This window comes from Pseudoalteromonas sp. ASV78 (assembly GCF_047806705.1).
Classification (GTDB): domain Bacteria; phylum Pseudomonadota; class Gammaproteobacteria; order Enterobacterales; family Alteromonadaceae; genus Pseudoalteromonas; species Pseudoalteromonas prydzensis_A.
In genome coordinates this window covers 1,470,950-1,489,119 of the sequence record NZ_JBLOPA010000001.1, presented here as the reverse complement: position 1 = coordinate 1,489,119, position 18,170 = coordinate 1,470,950, and the positions used below count along the sequence as shown (strand labels likewise).

Below are 18,170 nucleotides of genomic sequence, written 5' to 3'. Positions count from 1 at the left end.
ATAAAGTTAGTTTAAATTAGAATAGCGCTGCCCACTGAGGCGTATTGCTCTCAAAACACAATATGTCTTAAGGCTATCCGTTCAAAAATTGTTTAATTAGGTAAATAAAATGACCTCATCTCACGAGTTAGAATACACAAATAGTTGGCAAGAACGCCAAGATTACGCTGAAAGCATGCAACCTATCATTGGTAAGCTATATCGTAATCGCGGTATTGAAATCGCTGTATATGGCCGTCCTCTCGTTAATGCCAGTACAATTGATATCATTAAATCTCACAAAACAGTGGCACAATTTGAAGGCACTAAATTACGTTTACGCGAAAGCTTCCCATTTTTAGAAGCGATCAGCAAAATGGATTTAAACTCTGCACGTATTGATATAGGTAAACTTGCCTATGGTTATTTATTTAACGATGCTGCAAATGGTCGTTCTATCGAACAGTATTTAAACGACGAGCTAGCTGAAATTGTCAACTCACAAGCCAAAGAGCCACGCGATGTGGTGCTCTACGGTTTTGGTCGTATTGGCCGTTTATTAGCGCGTTTGTTAATTGAAAAATCAGGTCCTTATGCTGACTTACGCTTACGTGCCATTGTGGTGCGTGGTGGTAAAGATGGCGACCTTGAAAAGCGTGCGAGTTTATTACGTCGTGATTCAATTCACGGCCCATTCAATGGCTCTATTACCATTGATAAAGAACGTAATGCTATTAAAGCAAACGGTAGCTACATCCAAGTTATCTATGCTAATTCACCAGATGAAATCGATTACACCTCTTATGGGATCGACAATGCACTTATCGTTGATAACACTGGGATCTGGAAAGACGAAGCTGGCCTTGGTTTGCATTTAAAATCAAAAGGCGCTGCTAAAGTATTATTAACAGCACCGGCCAAAGGTAATATCAAAAACATCGTATATGGTGTTAATAACCAAGATATTCTGCCTGAAGATAAAATTGTCTGTGCAGCAAGCTGTACCACCAACGCAATCACACCAACATTAAAAGCACTGAATGATAAGTTTGGTATTAACAATGGTCACGTCGAAACAGTGCACTCGTACACGAATGACCAAAACTTGATTGATAACTACCACAAAGCGGATCGTCGTGGTCGCGCTGCAGCGCTTAATATGGTGATCACTGAGACTGGCGCAGCGAAAGCCGTGTCAAAAGCATTACCAGAGCTTGAAGGCAAATTAACCGGTAACGCAATCCGTGTTCCTACCCCTAATGTGTCTTTGGCTATTTTAAACCTGAACCTTGCTACCAGCACTACGGTTGAAGAACTAAACTCGTTCTTACGCCATGCTGCTCTGCATTCAGAGTTACGCGACCAGATTGATTACACGGCTTCGACTGAAATTGTATCTACAGATTTAGTGGGCAGTCGTTATGCGGGCGTGGTTGATTCAACAGCAACAATCGTTGATGACAACCGTATTGTACTGTACGTTTGGTACGATAATGAATTTGGTTACAGCTGCCAAGTTGTGCGTTGTATGCGCGATATGGCTGAGGTTTCATTCCCAAGCTTGCCGCGTTAATAGGCAATAGCTTAAAAATCTTTACAAAAAGCCAGCATTCGCTGGCTTTTTTAGTCGTGAATGTTTTTTCAAAACCCAAGCCATGTGGTAGGCTGTCTCTAGTTTGCTACATTTTAATAACAATGCGTCCATTACATTAGGGCGTTGCTTAATTTCTAACTAACAAGCGATAGGTTAGTGATTAATTTTTCATATAATAGGTTTAATAAAATGAAAATCACCAGTAATTTTGACAGTGGCAATATCAAGGTCATTGCCGCGACCGATCCACTCGATATTCAACTTGAGATCAATAAAGATCATTTATCTGATTTTTTCCAGTGGTTCCATTTCCGTTTAGAAACAACGCCTTTTCAAAGCCATAAATTACATATCAATAATCTTGAGAATTCAGCGTACCCAGATGGCTGGGAAGGTTATCAAGCGGTTGCATCGTATGATCGGCAAACCTGGTTTAGGGTTCCTTCAAACTATGCTGATGGCAGCTTATCATTTGAGATTGAACCAGAATGTGGCACTGTTTATTTTGCTTACTTTGCCCCATATAGCTACGAGCGTCATTTAGATCTTATTACGTGGGCACAAAGCCAAGAAGCCTGTCAGCTTGAAACCTTAGGCGAAACGCTTGATGGCCGTGATATGAGCGTATTGCGCATTGGTGGCGAAAGCGACGAGAATAAAAAGACAATTTGGATCACTGCGCGTCAGCATCCAGGCGAGACGATGGCTGAGTGGTTTGTTGAAGGTGTATTGCATAAGTTATTAGATGACGAAGATCCGCATGCCGCGGCATTGTTATCAAAAGCGGTTTTCTACATAGTACCAAATATGAACCCTGACGGTAGCGCACGTGGTCACTTACGTACTAACGCAAAAGGCGTGAATTTAAACCGTGAATGGCAAACCCCGAGCATGGAAAATAGTCCTGAAGTGTATTTAGTACTCAATAAGATGCGTGAAACCGGTGTTGATATGCACTTAGATATCCACGGGGATGAAGCGATCCCCTATAACTTTGTTGCCGGCAGTGAAGGTATTCCAAGTTACGATGCGCGCCTAAAAGACTTGGAAGACAGTTTTAAAGCCGCATTACACATAGTGACGCCAGAGTTTCAAGATGTCCACGGTTACCCGAAAGATGAGCCAGGTCAAGCCAATCTAACCGTTGCTTCATCTGCTGTTGCAGAAGAATTTAAGGCACTGGCTTATACGGTTGAAATGCCATTTAAAGATAACGATGGCTTACCTGATCCAGATTATGGCTGGTCAGATCGCCGCTCGTATCAATTTGGTCAAGATACATTGGCAGCCATCGTCAATGTTGTTGACAAGCTGCGTTAATAGAAAAGGGCATCATTTAATGATGCCCTTTTTACTTTGTTTAAGTATTTTATGGCGTGATCTTTCGAACACACTAATGACGATTAGATGTTCGCCTAATCGCTTTACATCTGTGTTAGCGCAGTCTAATTAGCTCTTTTGATAATTAACTGTTAACAAGGATGGGTGATTTAAGTTAATATTCAACAAATTGAAAAGAGAAGTAGGCGTTGTGTCTTATACCAATGACAGATTACTTTTCAGCAATCAGTCGCGCATTCTGAGTCGCTCAAGCACAGTACCGTAACTATAAATAATAAATATAACTAGTGAGGATATCCATGGAAGCTTTTGTAAGCAGCGTTAATGACATAGTTTGGAGTAATGCACTCATTTTCTTATGTCTAGGCGCAGGTCTGTTTTATTCCGTATTAACCCGTTTCGCGCAAATTAGACATTTCAAAGAAATGTGTAAACTCCTATTTAGTCCGAATACTTCAGATACCGGTATTTCGTCTTTTCAGGCACTCGCTGTTTCATTATCTGGGCGAGTCGGCGTAGGTAATATTGCGGGGGTAGCAGCAGCCATTGGTTTTGGTGGCCCAGGGGCTATTTTTTGGATGTGGGTGGTGGCTTTTTTAGGTGCCAGTACCGCGTATGCAGAATCAACACTCGGGCAAATTTATAAAACCGAAGAAGACGGCCAATATCGTGGTGGCCCAGCTTATTATTTTGACCGTTGTTTAGAACAAAAATGGCTGGCGATTTTATTTGCAGTGTCGGCAATCATCGCCTGTGGGGTGTTCTTACCCGGCGTGCAAGCGAATGCTGTTGGTAACGCTTTTACGCAAGTTTTTGGCGATGGCATTATGGTAACAACCAGTTTTGGTGATGTAGGCAGTTTTAAACTGGTTGCATTGGCCATTATTCTGATTGTATTAGCGTTCATTATCTTCGGCGGTATTAAACGTATTGCCAATTTTACCCAGATTGTGGTGCCATTTATGGCGTTAGGCTACATTGTACTGGCTTTAATCGTGGTGTTTTTAAATCTTGATAAGGTGCCGGATATTTTTTCGTTAATCATAACGGATGCTTTTACCGCTCAGGCGGGCTTTGGTGCAGCTATTGGTTGGGGTGTAAAACGCGGTATTTATTCTAACGAAGCGGGTCAAGGTACTGGACCGCATGCAGCGGCAGCAGCCGAAGTTGATCACCCAGCTCAACAAGGTTTAGTGCAAGCCTTTTCTGTGTATGTTGATACTATTTTTGTCTGTACTGCGACTGCGCTAATGATTTTAATCACTCAGCAATACAATGTCGTGGGTGAATTACCTGCGGGCCAATTTATTGTGCAAAACGTTGATGCTGCAACTGAGGTTGGCTCAGCTGCCTTTACGCAAATGGCATTATTTAGCGTGTTTGGTGGTTTTGGCGAAGCATTTGTCGGGATCGCATTATTTTTCTTCGCGTTTACTACAATACTTGCTTATTACTATATTGCAGAAACCAACGTTGCCTATTTAAATCGTTATTTTAAAGGCAGCATCCCACTGGTCGTTGTGAAGTTAGTGATTATGTTTATGGTGTCGTATGGCATGGTTAACAGCTCTGGTTATATCTGGAGTATTGGTGATATTGGCGTAGGTTTGATGGCGTGGATCAATATTTTGGGTATTTTGGCGATATTTTTTGTCGCAAGGCCTGCACTGTTATGCTTGCGCGACTATGAAGACCAAAAGAAAAATGGCGGCCCAATTACATTTGATCCGGTTAAGTTAGGCATCAAAAATGCTACTTTCTGGGAAAAACGTCTTGCAAAACAAGCTAAAGATACTGAGTCTAAAGACTAAACAGTGTGATCAAAGCTGTTTTTTGATTCACACCGATTGGGTGCAATTGAAAAAAGACAACGACAAATAAAACACGTACAATAAAGGGCGCCGCAAGGCGCCTTTTTTATGCGTAGATTTTTATGCGAAGTATGGAGAAAGATATGGCGATTGTTAGTTGTCCTAGTTGTAATAAGTCAATATCCGATAAACATAAACAGTGCCCACACTGTGATAATAATGTAGCGCAGCTTGATGACGAGCAACGTCAACAGCTAGCACGCGAAAAACGTATTCAAAAACAACAAATGTTTATGAATCATTCTTTTTTTGCGCTGCTCATATTTTTAGGTGGATTCTTTAGCTTGTACTTTTTGCAACCAGAACCCGAAACGCCAACGTGGTACGCATGCGCAGCAGCCATTGCTATCGGTTGTATTTGGTATTTAATTAATCGCGTTATTTTAGTGATGCTGAAAAAGAAAAAATGACATGAACATCGACAATCTTGTAAAAACAATTACCCCAGAATTATTCGAACGCTTACAGTATGGTGCGGCAACAGGAAAATGGCCTGATGGCACTGTGCTAAGTTCTGAGCAAAAACAGCAGACAGTGCAATTAGTGATGCTTTATCAAGCTAAAGTTGCGCAAACAAATGAGCAATTTACCATTGGTTCTAATGGTGAAATGGTGCAAAAAACCAAAGCACAATTGCAAAAAGAATTCACCGCAGAAAACGAAATAGCAAGGTTTAGTGAACATGATCTTTAAACACCTTTTTACCCCAAAGTGGAAGCACCCAAAACAACAAGTACGTTTAGAGGCAATTGAAAAGCTCGATGTAGAGCGTGATGCGACTATTTTAAATGCATTAGCACTTGAAGATAGTTCAGCAGAAATTCGTAAAAAAGCACTGACTAAAGTAAATGATTTAGTGTTGTGGTGGCAGGCATATAAACAAGATCAAAGCTTAAAAGAATTAGCCGAGCAGCATATATCGAATGCTGTACTGAATGATGAAAGTAAGCTGTCGAGTCAAATTAAAAATGAATATATAGAGCGTTTTGCTCCTGTTAAAACTCTCGAAAAATTGGCGTTTGCAGAAAAAGAACTACAAGTAAGAGCGAAGTTATTAAAACGTTTAGCCAATCCAAAGCTGGTTGAAAAAGCGTTTAAAGAAGGCTCAAGTGAACTACAAGTGTATCTTGTGGAACAAGTGATCACTCATCAATTAGTGAAGAATTTAGTAAAGCATGCGCAAGGGGACGCAAAATTAGCCCTGCAAACGCATTTAGAAAATGAGCGTTTAGCCGTTGAAATGCCATTAAAAGTACAAAGTGAAAGCCGTGTTATTTTGGCAAAACTTAATGCATTACGTGAGAAGCAAGACTTTGCAGTAGTGACTCAACAATACGGTGAGTTAACTCAGCAATGGCAAGCGCTAGAACTTAGTTGGTTAAGCTCAGAGCAACGTGACACAGTTGCAACTAAATACACACTACTGACCGACAAGCTAAATGAGTTAGTAAGTCAACTACAAGCTGCGCATGATCAGCAACAGCAACGTTTGGCGTTACAGCAGCGGCAACTGTTAGCACTGGCAAATTTAGAAGCTCTCAGCGATGAAATTGAAAATGCACTACAACTGGGTTTAGAAACACCAGAACAAATACAGCAAGATTGGTTAGAAGCGAAAGTGGCGCAAGCACAAGATAGTTTGGCGCAAAGTGAACTGTCAGACAGCGCACAAAAACTTCAAATCACCACGCGATTAACGAGTTTGTTTAAGCAAGTAGCTAAATTACCAGAACTTAGTGAAACGATCAGTGCATTCAAGGCGGCATTAGCTGAACTGACTAACATAAGTACCGATGCTATTGAACAAGCAAATTACGATGACGCGAATCGTCATTTTAAGCAGACATATAAAGCGGCGAATGCATCTCTAGCTCAGTTACCTAAGCCTTTACAAGGGTCATTTAAAACCCAACTTGCACAGCAGCAGCAACGTTGGCATACGGCTGTTGCGCCTATCAGTGATAAATTAACTAAAAACCAGCAACTTGCTGCTCGTAAAGGACGTGATGTACAGCGCTTAATTGAACAAGGGCGTTTTAATGTTGCGTTTGGTGTTTTTAAAGGCTTTATTGAGTTGTATGACACCTTAACAGCGAATAGTCAGCAAAGCCTTGAAAAGGTGAAAGCAGATCTTGAGCAGCAGTTAGATAATGCCCGTGATTGGCAAAAATATGCGTCTGCGCCTAAACGTGAAGAATTACTAACGGAGATCACCGCGTTACTTGCACAACCTTGCACAGATGCCAAGCAGCGTGCAAATGAAGTGAAAACATTACGTCGTCGTTGGAATGAGCTCGGCCGTTTAGATACCGAGCAAGAGCAGGCGCAAGGAAAAGAGTTTGATGACAAGATAGAATTATTATTTGCCCCTTGTCGTGAACATTTTGCTGAGCTTGAACAACAACGCGAAACGATGAAACTTGAGCGCGACGCTATTATTGGTGAAATGAAGTTATTGGCCACTAGTGAAACGACGAGCGATGAGTTTGATTGGAAAGAGTTTGAAAGCCAATACAACCGCATCAATAAAGCTTGGCGTAATGCCGGTAATGTAGAGCCTAAAGTATATCGTATATTACAAACGCAATATAAAGCACAGCAGCAGCAAGTATTCAATACCTTAAATACCTTTCACAAAGGTAATGCAGCAGCAAAAAATGCACTTGTAGAGCAAGCGCAACAGCTAGCGCAAAGTGATGACTTAGCGGGCGCATGTCAGCAGCTAAAAGAATTACAGCAGCAGTGGCAGGGTATTGGCTTTGCTGGCGTGAAAGCTGAAAATGCATTATGGCAAAAATTCCGTCAATTTAACGATGTCACCTTTGCTAAACGCAGCGAAGAGTTTGCTCAGCATAAACAGCAACAAGCAGCCGACAACGCCGTAATAACAAGCCAGTTAATTGAGCTTGAAGATGCGTTACCAGCAGTGAATCAAAAAGCACAATTACTGGATTTACGCACTAAGGTGGTTGCTCTTGACGGTAGCAAAGAACTAAATAATCGTATGCAAAAGTTATTGGCTAATATTGACGATAAACTAGCTGCTGTTACAGAGCAAGCGGCACAAGCCGATTTCGCGGCTTTGTTTAGTGCGCTGCAAAGCCAACAAGCAATTCCAGCACAGTGGCAAAGTAGTGTTGATACGCAGCTAAGTGTTGCACAGCTATTAGTAAGAATGGAAATTCTTGCTAATGTTAGCAGCCCCGAAGGTATTTCACGTATGGCAGAGCAAGTTGCGATGCTTGATGATAAACATCGCGGTGAACAAGCAGACTTACATTATTACTTAAAACAGCTGCTGGCACTCAGTCAAGGTTCAGTTGATGCTGACACACTAACTCGTTTAAAAGCGGTATTTAGCATTTAAACAATACCAGGGCGCTATCCATTGCAGAAAAGCCGCCATTGTGCGGCTTTTATTTTTATTTAGTTATTGACGATAATATTATAGTAAAGGAAAAATAATGAAGTATATTTTATTAATTGGCTGTTTATTACTTTCAGCGTGTAATACCACTAACGGTGTTGCTGTTTATTCATTTACTAGCAGTGAGATTGAAACAGCGCTTAACCAACAATTGCCAAAGCTCAGTGAAAAAGTGAGTTTGATGGGCTTACCCGTGCAATTTGATGTGAATGATTTAAGCGTGAATGTAGGCCCTGATAATCGAGATGTTGTGGTGCTTGGCGCAGATTCAAGCGCCGTTATAAATGCCTTTGCGCTTAAATATCCGGTGCGCTTAAAGTTGCAAATAGAAGGTGCCCCTTTTTATGATAGTGAGAAGAAAGCAGTATTTTTACGCAATGTAAAATTGCTTGACTCAACCATTGACGCTGGTGGCTTTAAGGGCAATTTAGCGGTTCTTGATGATGAAGCAATGAAAGTTATTAACGGGTTTTTAGCTGTAAATCCGGTCTATAAACTAAATATGAATGACCCTAAAGTCGCATTATTAAGCAAGCTGCCTTTAGATATGAAAGTAGAGCAGGGCGCAATTAAATTAGTTCCTAGTATTTAAACTATATTATTCAGATACAAAAAGCCCTGTTTGTACAGGGCTTTTTTGTATCTATAAGGTTATTATTAAATGCTACTGCTTAATTTATAAGGGGAGGCGCGCGCTATAAGGGCTGCTGTTTATAACCGAGCAGGGTAATGTAAATTAAAAGAATAAATTTATTATATAGGTACAAATTGTGTATTTAATCGACTATACTAATTGTTAGTTGATCACCCTTAATTGCCTTCTTTATGGATAAAGAGCCTATTATGAAAAAATGTAACGTGATATTCAGTGTAACTATGACTGCTGTATTCTCGGTTGTAGCTTTTGCTAATGAGCCCGATTTAAATGCTAATCCTTTTCTTGCTGAACATCCAACGCAACAGCAGGGCGCTCAGGTGTTCTCTTTTACAGAAACACCAATTGCTCTGCACGAACATGATAACATTAATGCAGCTCAAGATACCGGCTATGTGCGGCTTGCTGTAGAGACTAAAACCAATGGTTTTGCGTTAGTAGACACATCTCAGATCAAAGATATTGCAAAACTGATTGCAGAGCACAAATATGGCCATGAACTATTTCTGCTTAGCTTAAAACCTGAAATTATGGCTGCGCTATCAATCGCAGACCAAACTAATTTGTCGCAGCAATTTGCAGGTGACACAGTCGCTTTAGATAATATATTGGTGCAACAAGAATTTACTGTTATGAGTAAAACCGTTGGCGGAAATTTTATTGCCGGTAGCGGTTGGGATCAGTTAACTCAGGTTGTCAAAAATGATACCTTTGGTACTGTGATTATAAAAGTGTTTAGTTTTAGTCAAAGCAGTGGCGTATACCTTGATGCGGATGCGGTTAATTATTATGTCAATAACCACCCAGGTATCCTGCTGGTATTAAAGGATGATAACAATAAGGTCTATACAAATTTGAGTTGGGCTGATAAAAAACAATCTTATAGTATTAAGCTTGCAAAAAATATTAATGAAATAAGTTTAGTTAAACAATTTAATGCGTTAATAACTGCGATATAAAAATAGTATAAAGTGTTTTATTTTTTATCTGTATAAGGTAAACAAGGGGTAAGCACTCCACTATAAAATAGCCACTAAATGTAATAAGGGTGGTGCTTGAGTATTAAGTTAGCAATTTTTAATCAATAGCAGTATTAATGTGAATTAATAGGTGACGATTTAATTTAATTTATTTAAAGTGATTAATCAGCTTGGCCTATTTAAAAAAATAGGCTTATAATTTAGTCGGATCTTATCTAATTTTAACAATTTACAATTTAGTGAGTAGAAAATGAAAGAAATTAAAGCGTTTATCAAATCAGCGAGTCTTGCTGACTTAGAAAAGGCACAAACTTTATTAGCTGACGCTATCGCAAAATATACAGAGCAACAACAAGCGAAACAGGAAGTCCTTGATTTATTGAAAGCAAAAGGCTTAACCCTTGAAGATCTTCAAGAGGGGGCAAATGATAAGCGCACTAAAGTAATGCCAAAATACCGTATCGAATTTGAAGGTGAAACTGTTGAATGGACTGGCCGTGGTAAACGTCCTAAAGCATTCCAAGGTGTTGAACTAACCAAACATCTAGCTTAATAGCAGAGGGGCCGCGAGCCCCTTACTTTGCTGAAAATTACTCCTCATTGTTATTGCTCCTTTAAGTTGCCACCATGACGTATGTATTACGGCCTTATCAACAAGAAGCGGTTGATCGCACCGTTGCTTATTTTCGTAAAACCTCAGAGCCTGCCTTAATCGTATTACCTACCGGTGCTGGGAAAAGTTTAGTTATTGCTGAGTTGGCGCGCATTGCCAGACAAAAAATTTTAGTACTTGCCCACGTTAAAGAGCTGGTTGAACAAAACGCCGAAAAATATAAGAGCTTTGGTCTTGAAGCGAGTATTTTTTCTGCGGGTTTAAAACAAAAGTCGTTAGCGCATCAGGTCACCTTTGCCAGTATCCAATCGTTGTCACGAAATATTGAGCAACTTGATCAGCACTATTCGTTAGTGATCATTGATGAATGTCACCGTGTCAGTGGTGATAAAGATAGTCAATACGACAAAGTGATTTTGGCATTAAAAGCACATAACCCGCAGTTAAAAGTGTTGGGGTTAACTGCCACACCTTATCGTATGGGGATCGGCTGGGTGTATTATCGTCATTACCATGGTTTTGTTCGAGGTGATAAGATCAGCCCATTCCAAGAGTGCATTTTTGAACTACCACTGCGCTATATGATTAAACATCAGTATCTAACACCGCCACGGGAAATCGATGCTGCAATTAGCCACTATGACTTTTCGTCTTTACAAAGTGATTCATTCGGACGCTATACGGGTGATGATATGAATCAATTACTAGCAAAAAATAGTCGTGCTACCAAAGCTATTATGAAGCAAGTCATTGAGTACAGTGAGCAACGTAAAGGGATCATGATTTTTGCAGCCACCGTGTTGCATGCAAAAGAAGTTTATGGCTATTTGCCCGATCAACAAGCGGCTTTGATCACGGGTGATACACCTAACGCTGAACGTGACCAGATCATTCTGGCGTTTAAGCAGCGGCGGATAAAATATCTTGTTAATGTATCAGTATTGACTACCGGTTTTGATGCCCCGCATGTGGATTTTATTGCTATATTACGGCCGACCGAGTCGGTTAGTCTATATCAACAAATTGTCGGTCGTGGTTTGCGTTTAAGTGAAGGGAAAACGGAATGTTTAGTCATTGATTATGCTGGGAATGGTTTTGATTTATTTTACCCAGAGGTAGGCAGTAAAAAGGGCGACAGTGATAACGAGCCAGTACAAGTACAGTGCCCTGGCTGTGGTTTTGCCAATATTTTTTGGGGAAAAACCGATAGCCAAGGTAAAGTCGTCGAACATTTTGGCCGTCGCTGTCAAGGTTTGCTTGAAGATGATGACGGCTTAAAAGAGCAATGCGACTACCGATTTCGTTTTAAAGAATGTGAAGCGTGCGGCGCAGAAAATGATATTGCTGCGCGTATGTGCCAAGCTTGCCATGCAGTAATGGCTGATCCGGATGATAAATTACGGGCGGCACTTAACTTAAAAGATGCATTAGTGCTGCGTTGTAGTGGTTTAAGTGTTGAAAGCCTTGCAAGTAATGAGCAGATAATAAAGATCACCTATTATGATGAAGATGGTGCCAGTTGTGATGAAGTATATGACTTTTCAAAATCAGCGGCGCGTTATGCGTTTAATAAACAATTTGCTAAGCGTACTGCGCAAGGTCTTGCACCGACAGAGTTTAAATCGGCGCAGCAAGTCATTGCTAAACAATTACAGCTGGTAGCACCGGATTTTGTGATTGCCAGAAAGAGTAAAAAATATGGCTGGAAGGTTGCGGATAAACTATTTGATTACCAAGGAAATTTTAGAAAGGCAAATCAGTTAAGTGGTTAATAAACTTAACTGATTTTTGGTTTTAGGCGTCGTCGCCATCCATTAATCCCCAGCCGTCACCATAGCCATTATAGCCATTGGCGATACTTTCTAAATACTGCTCAGTTTGGCCAAGTAAAGTGTGATCTGGCACCATTTGTACCTGAGTTACTACTTCCCAAATACCAGTGTCTTTGCATTGCACTAATTCGGTTGTAGGTGCAAGCTCATCTTCTACTATCGCTGTGGCAAATTTTTCAGCATCTACTTTTTGTTCGAATAAAATATAGAAATCAATTTTGTGCATCTGGGCTAAATCTATGCCTGCAGCTGCGATTTCAGCTAAAAGTTGGCCATTGTCATCATCAGGAAAGTGCATTTAAAAACTCAATAAAATTATTTCAAATTAGTAATGACTATTGTAACCAAAATTCAGCACATAAGCGTACTAATTTTCACATTTGAGTTACTGCGTGAAGTGGTTTCAATATGGTACTATTTCTTTCATTATCGATAAATCGTTTTTAAGTAAGGAAATTACTTGCCTAGCTGGATATTAACTCGCATTACAGTTGGTTTATTTTTGTTGTTTTCATTTAATCTATTTGCGGCCGCACAAGTTGTAAATAGCTATGAAATAAATGGTATTGATGGTTTGCTTGAAAAGAATGTTGCGCTGTACTTAAAGCAATTAGAAGGTGAACAAGCCACCAGTACTTTGTTAAGTCATGCAAAAAAACAAGTTGCCAGTAGTTTAAAAGCACTTGGTTATTATAAACCTGTTATTAAGCTTAATTATGACAATGACACACAAACACTGATTGCAACAATCGACCGCGGTCCGGTGACGCGTATTGCTGATGTGCGTATAACCGTAAATGGCGCAGGTAAAGATGACTTATTACTTAAGCAAACCATAAACAGTATTGCGCTAAAGCAGGGTGATATTTTAAATCACAGTCATTACGATGCTGCACGTAAAAAAATTGAAGGGCAATTGCTTGAGTTAGGCTACTTCGATGTGAAGTGGCAAGCACGCCAGTTGGCTATTTCATTAAAGAATAATAGTGCTGAGGTGATCTTAACGATAGATACCGGTGTTCGTTATCAATTTGGTGATCTCGTGTTAGGTGAGCAAACCCCCGCTGAAAAATATATTCGTTCTTTAGCCAAATTTAAACAAGGTGAAGCGTATAAAGCGACCTTAGTATCAGAGTATAACTTAGCGTTATCTAGCACGCCGTATTTTGCCAGTGTCCGTGTGTATGCTGATATATCTAATCGTGCGGATCAACAAGTACCGATTAGAGTTGACGTGCTGCACAAGCCTGCCAATAGTTATGAAGTGGGTGGCGGTTATAGTACCGATCTAGGCCCTAAAGTGCGCTTTAAATGGACTAAACCGTGGATCACAGAAAACGGTCACTACCTTGAAAGTAATTTAAATGTTTCAGAGCGTCAGCAAGATATCTCGCTTGGCTACACGATCCCTGTTGACGATCCTAATGATGACTTATGGCGTTTTTCAGCCGGTTATAAACTCGAAGATGAGTTAACTAACGATGTTTACAGTAAAATTTTAACGGGACAAATACAACGACAATGGCTGACGGATGACGACTGGGTACGTACTGCATTTTTGCGCCGCGACCGAGAGACTTACCGCATTGGTGATGAAGAACAAAGTTCTAAAATGTTAATGCCAGGGATCAGCTATGCAAAAAAACAAACCGAAGGAGGCACAACGCCAACATCGGGTTATCAGTGGTTGTTATCTGCAGAATTTGGTTTAAAAGACCTGTTTTCCACGACCAACATCGTCAGAGTACAGATCCAAAATGCGTGGTTACAAACCTATTTTGATCGTCATTTACTGTTTTTAAAGGCTAATGTTGGTGCCATGTTAGTGGATGATATTGACAATGTGCCATTTTCATTGCGTTTTTACGCCGGTGGTGATCAAAGTGTGCGTGGTTTTGCATATCAATCAATATCACCTGAAGATGAAGCCGGTCGTTTGATTGGTGGTAAATACTTAATGACAGGTACGGTTGAATATAATTACCAGTTTGCCGAAAGTTGGCGAGCAGCCTTATTTGTTGACAGTGGCACCGCGACCAATGACTTTACAGATCGCGTTGAAGTGGGGGCTGGTTTTGGTATTCGCTATTTAACGCCAGTAGGCCCTGTTCGAATTGATCATGCGTGGGGACTGACGAAAGAAAGTAAGAGTACGCGACTAAGTATTACTATAGGGCCTGAAATTTAATGTCAAAAATGAAAAAAATCACCGCGGCACTGACACTTTTTTTTGCATCAATCTTGGTGTTAGTCTTTTGTGTGCTATTTACCGCGCCAGGCAATCAGTTTATTGCCTACAGTGCTAATAAACTTGTTGATGGTTTGCAGGTAACGATCAAAAACGGCCGGTTCTTATATAACGATTCATTTGACGTCGAGTTTCAAAAAGATGGCCTTGATTTCAAAGCAAAAAATCTCAAAGTTGATTTATTTTGGTGGGGCTGCAACGGTATTTGCATCGAAAACATCAGTGCACAGAGCATTGCGCTGGTATTGCCAGAGCCAACCCCCGCCGTGGCTGAAGATGAGCCAGTATTAGCAGAGCCAGCTGATACGAGTACGACTGATGAGATTAGCTTGCCTCTGGCAATTTCGATAAAACGGATCGCAATAGCCTCGTTTGAACTTGCCCATGCCAGTGCTGACGTCGCAGTGAAAAAGTTTGTTTTGTCAGCGTCCGCTGAACAATCACTTGTCACCTTAAGCTCATTAACCATTGCGCAGATTGATGTACTACTTAAAGAGACTCAAGCCGCTCCAGCAGAGCCATTAACGGCACTTGCAGCTTTGCCGGATATTCATTTTAGCTCACCGCTGGCTGCAAAACTTGAGCAGCTATTTATCGCTAAAATCACGCTGGTACAAGCAGAGCAAAGCCACGAAATTACCGATATTAAAGGCTCTTTTGCAATAGACAAAAGCGAACTGCTCTTGCCGTCATTCAGTGCTGACTATTTACAATGGCATTTAGCTAGCCAATTAACAGCAAACTTAGCCGATGACACGGCAATTACAGCAGAGCTAACACTCACTAATCCTGAACATCAAGTCGCTTTGGCTGTAGCTGGTGACTTACGGGACTTACAGCTGGATGTGATCACCCAAGGGCAGTATCCACTGACTGCAAAAATAAATGCAGATTTAAAAACCACAAACTTCCCTTTTTCAATGAGTGCAAATATTACTCAGTGGCTACTTGAGGTGGATAGTAATAATTTAAAAATAAATGATGTGCAGTTAACCGGTGCAGGAAATGCCGATGACTATACATTGCAACTAATGGCGCAGAGTCAATTAGCAGCATACCCTAAAGTGCAGTTGGAAAGTGCGCTCAAAGGCAGCTTAACGCATATCGATGTTGAAAACTTGTCAGTACTCGCAAATGAAAGTAAAGCCACTATGACAGCATCTGCGCGTTGGGATAAGGGAATTTATAGTGAGTTTTCAGGAAAGCTAGCTAACTTGAAAGCACAGTATTTAACTGACACTGTAACGAGTGATTTGTCAGGGCAATTTAACGGCGTATTTAGTGCTTCGCAACAACAGTGGCAATTGAAAATGACCGATACTCAACTTGGCGGTACGGTTGATGATATTCCATTTACCTTTGTCTCCGATTTTGATTTAAATAATTCATTGCATGCCAGTATTGAGAAATTTGAGCTTGTCAGTGGTGAAAATAAACTCGCCTTGTCGGGTGATATTTCCGAGCAATGGAATATTAAAGGTTTACTCCATTTAAATAAATCAGCACAAAAGAAACTGCCCTTTACTGGTGTTGGTGAAGGAAAGCTTGCTATATCAGGAGCGCGTTTAGAACCAGTTGTTAATTTAGATGTTGGTCTACGTGATTTAAGTTTTGCTGATATTACTATTAAAGATTTGAGTGTAAAAACTGACTTTAACTATGCCGCTGATTGGCAAACTAATGTGAGCTTAAAAGTAACAGATGCAAGTGTAGCAGGGCAGCAAATTAACAGTTTTACTATTACAGCAGAAGGGGATAAAACAGACCATCAACTACAACTTGATTTAGCTGCTGTAGAGGGAAAAGCTCAACTTGAGGTTGCGGGTAAATTTACTAACAATGTGTGGCAGGGTAGCCTAACTAATGTGCTGCTGAGCGATAATGTAATTGATTTTACTACTGAACCTGCCGTTGCAATTAAATTTAATATTGATAATGGTGATTTTTCCGTACAGCAACATTGTTGGCAAAGTGCCAACAGTAAACTGTGTATTGAGCTACTCAAGCAAACCGCACAGCTGGGGCAGCTTAATGCCAAGTTAGAGAATTTTGATTTAGCCGAAATTAAACATTTATTGCCTAAAAACATTATTACCGAAGGTGGTTTTGCGGGGCAGATCAAGGCAAATTGGCAAGCTAGTCAATTACAAAGTTTATCCGCGACAATAAACTCTCATGATTTGGCCGCGACGCTTATTAACGAAGAAAAACGTTATCGCTTACCAATAGAAACATTCACCCTCAATGCGATTGCAGATCCGCGTGATGCTAAGTTAGAGGCTCGACTGAGCTCCACAGTACTTGGTGATATCAATGCGGATGTGAATGCTGACGATTTAACTGGCCAACAGTTACTGAGCGGGCAGCTAATGATTGATAAAATTTTATTAACGGATTTACAGCCTTTTATTGGCACGCTTGAGCAATTAAAAGGCAGTATCAGTGGTCAAATTGCCTTAGCAGGCACACTAAGTGCCCCGTTACTTAACGGTGAACTGGAAGTCATTGATGTGAATTTACAAGGCAATCAGCTTCCTGTCGCTATTGTTGATTCAAATATCAGTATTACTTTTGATAAAACCAAAGCCACCCTTGACGGTAAATTAAACGATGCACAAGGCGGTAATTTAGCCTTAGTGGGTGATATTGATTGGCAAGGTGCACAGCCTGCAGTGAACTTAGCCGTGCTTGGCGAACAGTTTTATGTACGTGCTCAGCAAGGTGTAACATTTAAAATATCACCGGATTTAAAGATTGGCTTAGCCGATAATGCCTTTAAATTAGCGGGACAAGTTGTTGTGCCGTATGGCCGGATCGAAATTGAAGAGCTGCCAGAGGGGGCGGTGCAAGTTAGTGATGATGAAATTATTATCGACAAACAAGCAGAGCAAACTCAAGCGGTACCGTTTGACTACGATATTGACCTTAAGCTGATTGTTGAAAATGATGTGCGTATCGATTCGTTTGGTTTGGAGTCTAAAATTGAAGGTGATTTATCAATCAAAATGGATCAGCAAACTCCGATGATCGCAACCGGTGAGTTGAATTTGCGTGAAGGGACTTATCGTTCTTTTGGCCAAGATTTACTTATCCGTACCGGGCAAATTGGTTTTAGCGGTCCGATAGATAAACCATTCCTTAATATTAAAGCGATCCGCAACCCAGAGAATACCGCCAACGATGTGATTGCCGGGATCACGTTAACGGGTAACATTGAGCAACCGGTATTAAAAGTGTTTTCTGAGCCTGCAATGGATCAAGCGCAATCATTGGCTTATTTATTAAATGGCCGACCCTTAGATGAAGGGGATAGCTCCACCGATGCGATGTTGACGCAGTTATTACTCGCGCAAGGAGTGAGTCGCAGTGAAGGGATGGTGTCAAAAGTGGGAGAAACGTTCGGTCTATCGGATGTCAGCTTGAGTTCAAAAGGCAGTGGTGATGAAACCAAAGTGGAAATTTCTGGTTATGTAGCACCTGGTATTCAAGTTAAATACAGCGTGGGTATTTTTGATTCGCTAAGTGAAGTGGCAGTACGCTACCAATTACTGTCGCAGCTCTATATTGAAATCACCAGTGGACTATATCAGAACGTTGATATTCTATATAAATTTGATCTAGATTAAGGGC

Annotated in this window: 13 protein-coding genes; 12 read left to right on the top strand and 1 reads right to left on the bottom strand. The window is 40.7% G+C overall.

The window, feature by feature from the left end; translation table 11 throughout:
* Positions 1 to 109: 109 nt before the first annotated feature.
* The 10 genes from ACMVDV_RS06680 to ACMVDV_RS06635 all read left to right on the top strand — a co-directional run bounded on the left by ACMVDV_RS06680 (position 110) and on the right by ACMVDV_RS06635 (position 12,232).
* Positions 110 to 1,552, top strand: a complete 1,443-nt coding sequence (locus ACMVDV_RS06680) for a glyceraldehyde-3-phosphate dehydrogenase (protein ID WP_304184238.1) — start codon at positions 110 to 112, stop codon at positions 1,550 to 1,552.
* A 210-nt stretch (positions 1,553 to 1,762) separates the two neighbouring features.
* Positions 1,763 to 2,893 carry a M14-type cytosolic carboxypeptidase gene (locus ACMVDV_RS06675; protein ID WP_416157606.1) on the top strand — a complete coding sequence of 377 codons (1,131 nt, stop codon included), beginning with the start codon at positions 1,763 to 1,765 and terminating at the stop codon, positions 2,891 to 2,893.
* Positions 2,894 to 3,213: 320 nt separating this feature from the next.
* A complete protein-coding gene (locus ACMVDV_RS06670) occupies positions 3,214 to 4,725 on the top strand; it encodes an alanine/glycine:cation symporter family protein (RefSeq protein WP_416157605.1) in 1,512 nt (503 codons plus the stop codon).
* Positions 4,726 to 4,868: 143 nt separating this feature from the next.
* Positions 4,869 to 5,195, top strand: a complete 327-nt coding sequence (locus tag ACMVDV_RS06665; RefSeq protein WP_304184271.1) for a hypothetical protein — start codon at positions 4,869 to 4,871, stop codon at positions 5,193 to 5,195.
* A 1-nt stretch (position 5,196) separates the two neighbouring features.
* On the top strand, positions 5,197 to 5,478 hold the full coding sequence (locus tag ACMVDV_RS06660) for a YeaC family protein (protein WP_304184232.1): 282 nt from the start codon (positions 5,197 to 5,199) through the stop codon (positions 5,476 to 5,478).
* Positions 5,468 to 8,152, top strand: coding sequence for a DUF349 domain-containing protein (locus ACMVDV_RS06655; protein WP_416157604.1), 2,685 nt, complete (start codon positions 5,468 to 5,470; stop codon positions 8,150 to 8,152). Before ACMVDV_RS06660 ends, ACMVDV_RS06655 begins: the two co-directional genes overlap by 11 nt.
* A 97-nt stretch (positions 8,153 to 8,249) precedes the next feature.
* The gene (locus tag ACMVDV_RS06650) at positions 8,250 to 8,804 is read left to right on the top strand and encodes a DUF1439 domain-containing protein (protein ID WP_416157603.1); all 555 of its coding nucleotides are present in this window, start codon (positions 8,250 to 8,252) and stop codon (positions 8,802 to 8,804) included.
* Between the two features lie 251 nt (positions 8,805 to 9,055).
* Positions 9,056 to 9,826 carry a hypothetical protein gene (locus tag ACMVDV_RS06645; protein ID WP_416157602.1) on the top strand — a complete coding sequence of 257 codons (771 nt, stop codon included), beginning with the start codon at positions 9,056 to 9,058 and terminating at the stop codon, positions 9,824 to 9,826.
* Between the two features lie 271 nt (positions 9,827 to 10,097).
* Positions 10,098 to 10,400, top strand: a complete 303-nt coding sequence (locus ACMVDV_RS06640; protein WP_416157601.1) for an H-NS family nucleoid-associated regulatory protein — start codon at positions 10,098 to 10,100, stop codon at positions 10,398 to 10,400.
* A gap of 74 nt (positions 10,401 to 10,474) precedes the next feature.
* Positions 10,475 to 12,232, top strand: a complete 1,758-nt coding sequence (locus ACMVDV_RS06635) for a DEAD/DEAH box helicase (RefSeq protein ID WP_416157600.1) — start codon at positions 10,475 to 10,477, stop codon at positions 12,230 to 12,232.
* A 22-nt stretch (positions 12,233 to 12,254) separates the two neighbouring features.
* Here ACMVDV_RS06635 and ACMVDV_RS06630 read toward each other — a convergent pair whose 3' ends face one another.
* On the bottom strand, positions 12,255 to 12,590 hold the full coding sequence (locus ACMVDV_RS06630) for a ribonuclease E inhibitor RraB (RefSeq protein WP_304184223.1): 336 nt from the start codon (positions 12,588 to 12,590) through the stop codon (positions 12,255 to 12,257).
* A gap of 186 nt (positions 12,591 to 12,776) precedes the next feature.
* On the opposite strand from ACMVDV_RS06630, the gene ACMVDV_RS06625 reads away from it, so the two are divergent.
* Positions 12,777 to 14,480, top strand: coding sequence for an autotransporter assembly complex protein TamA (locus ACMVDV_RS06625; RefSeq protein WP_416159062.1), 1,704 nt, complete (start codon positions 12,777 to 12,779; stop codon positions 14,478 to 14,480).
* On the top strand, positions 14,480 to 18,166 hold the full coding sequence (locus ACMVDV_RS06620) for a translocation/assembly module TamB domain-containing protein (RefSeq protein ID WP_416157599.1): 3,687 nt from the start codon (positions 14,480 to 14,482) through the stop codon (positions 18,164 to 18,166). The genes ACMVDV_RS06625 and ACMVDV_RS06620 overlap by 1 nt, the downstream gene beginning before the upstream one ends.
* Positions 18,167 to 18,170: the final 4 nt, after the last annotated feature.

Coding starts and splice junctions, on each gene's coding strand:
- ACMVDV_RS06680 (WP_304184238.1), top strand. CDS start 110: ATGACCTCATCTCACGAGTTAGAATACACAAATAGTTGGCAAGAACGC.
- ACMVDV_RS06675 (WP_416157606.1), top strand. CDS start 1,763: ATGAAAATCACCAGTAATTTTGACAGTGGCAATATCAAGGTCATTGCC.
- ACMVDV_RS06670 (WP_416157605.1), top strand. CDS start 3,214: ATGGAAGCTTTTGTAAGCAGCGTTAATGACATAGTTTGGAGTAATGCA.
- ACMVDV_RS06665 (WP_304184271.1), top strand. CDS start 4,869: ATGGCGATTGTTAGTTGTCCTAGTTGTAATAAGTCAATATCCGATAAA.
- ACMVDV_RS06660 (WP_304184232.1), top strand. CDS start 5,197: ATGAACATCGACAATCTTGTAAAAACAATTACCCCAGAATTATTCGAA.
- ACMVDV_RS06655 (WP_416157604.1), top strand. CDS start 5,468: ATGATCTTTAAACACCTTTTTACCCCAAAGTGGAAGCACCCAAAACAA.
- ACMVDV_RS06650 (WP_416157603.1), top strand. CDS start 8,250: ATGAAGTATATTTTATTAATTGGCTGTTTATTACTTTCAGCGTGTAAT.
- ACMVDV_RS06645 (WP_416157602.1), top strand. CDS start 9,056: ATGAAAAAATGTAACGTGATATTCAGTGTAACTATGACTGCTGTATTC.
- ACMVDV_RS06640 (WP_416157601.1), top strand. CDS start 10,098: ATGAAAGAAATTAAAGCGTTTATCAAATCAGCGAGTCTTGCTGACTTA.
- ACMVDV_RS06635 (WP_416157600.1), top strand. CDS start 10,475: ATGACGTATGTATTACGGCCTTATCAACAAGAAGCGGTTGATCGCACC.
- ACMVDV_RS06630 (WP_304184223.1), bottom strand. CDS start 12,590: ATGCACTTTCCTGATGATGACAATGGCCAACTTTTAGCTGAAATCGCA.
- ACMVDV_RS06620 (WP_416157599.1), top strand. CDS start 14,480: ATGTCAAAAATGAAAAAAATCACCGCGGCACTGACACTTTTTTTTGCA.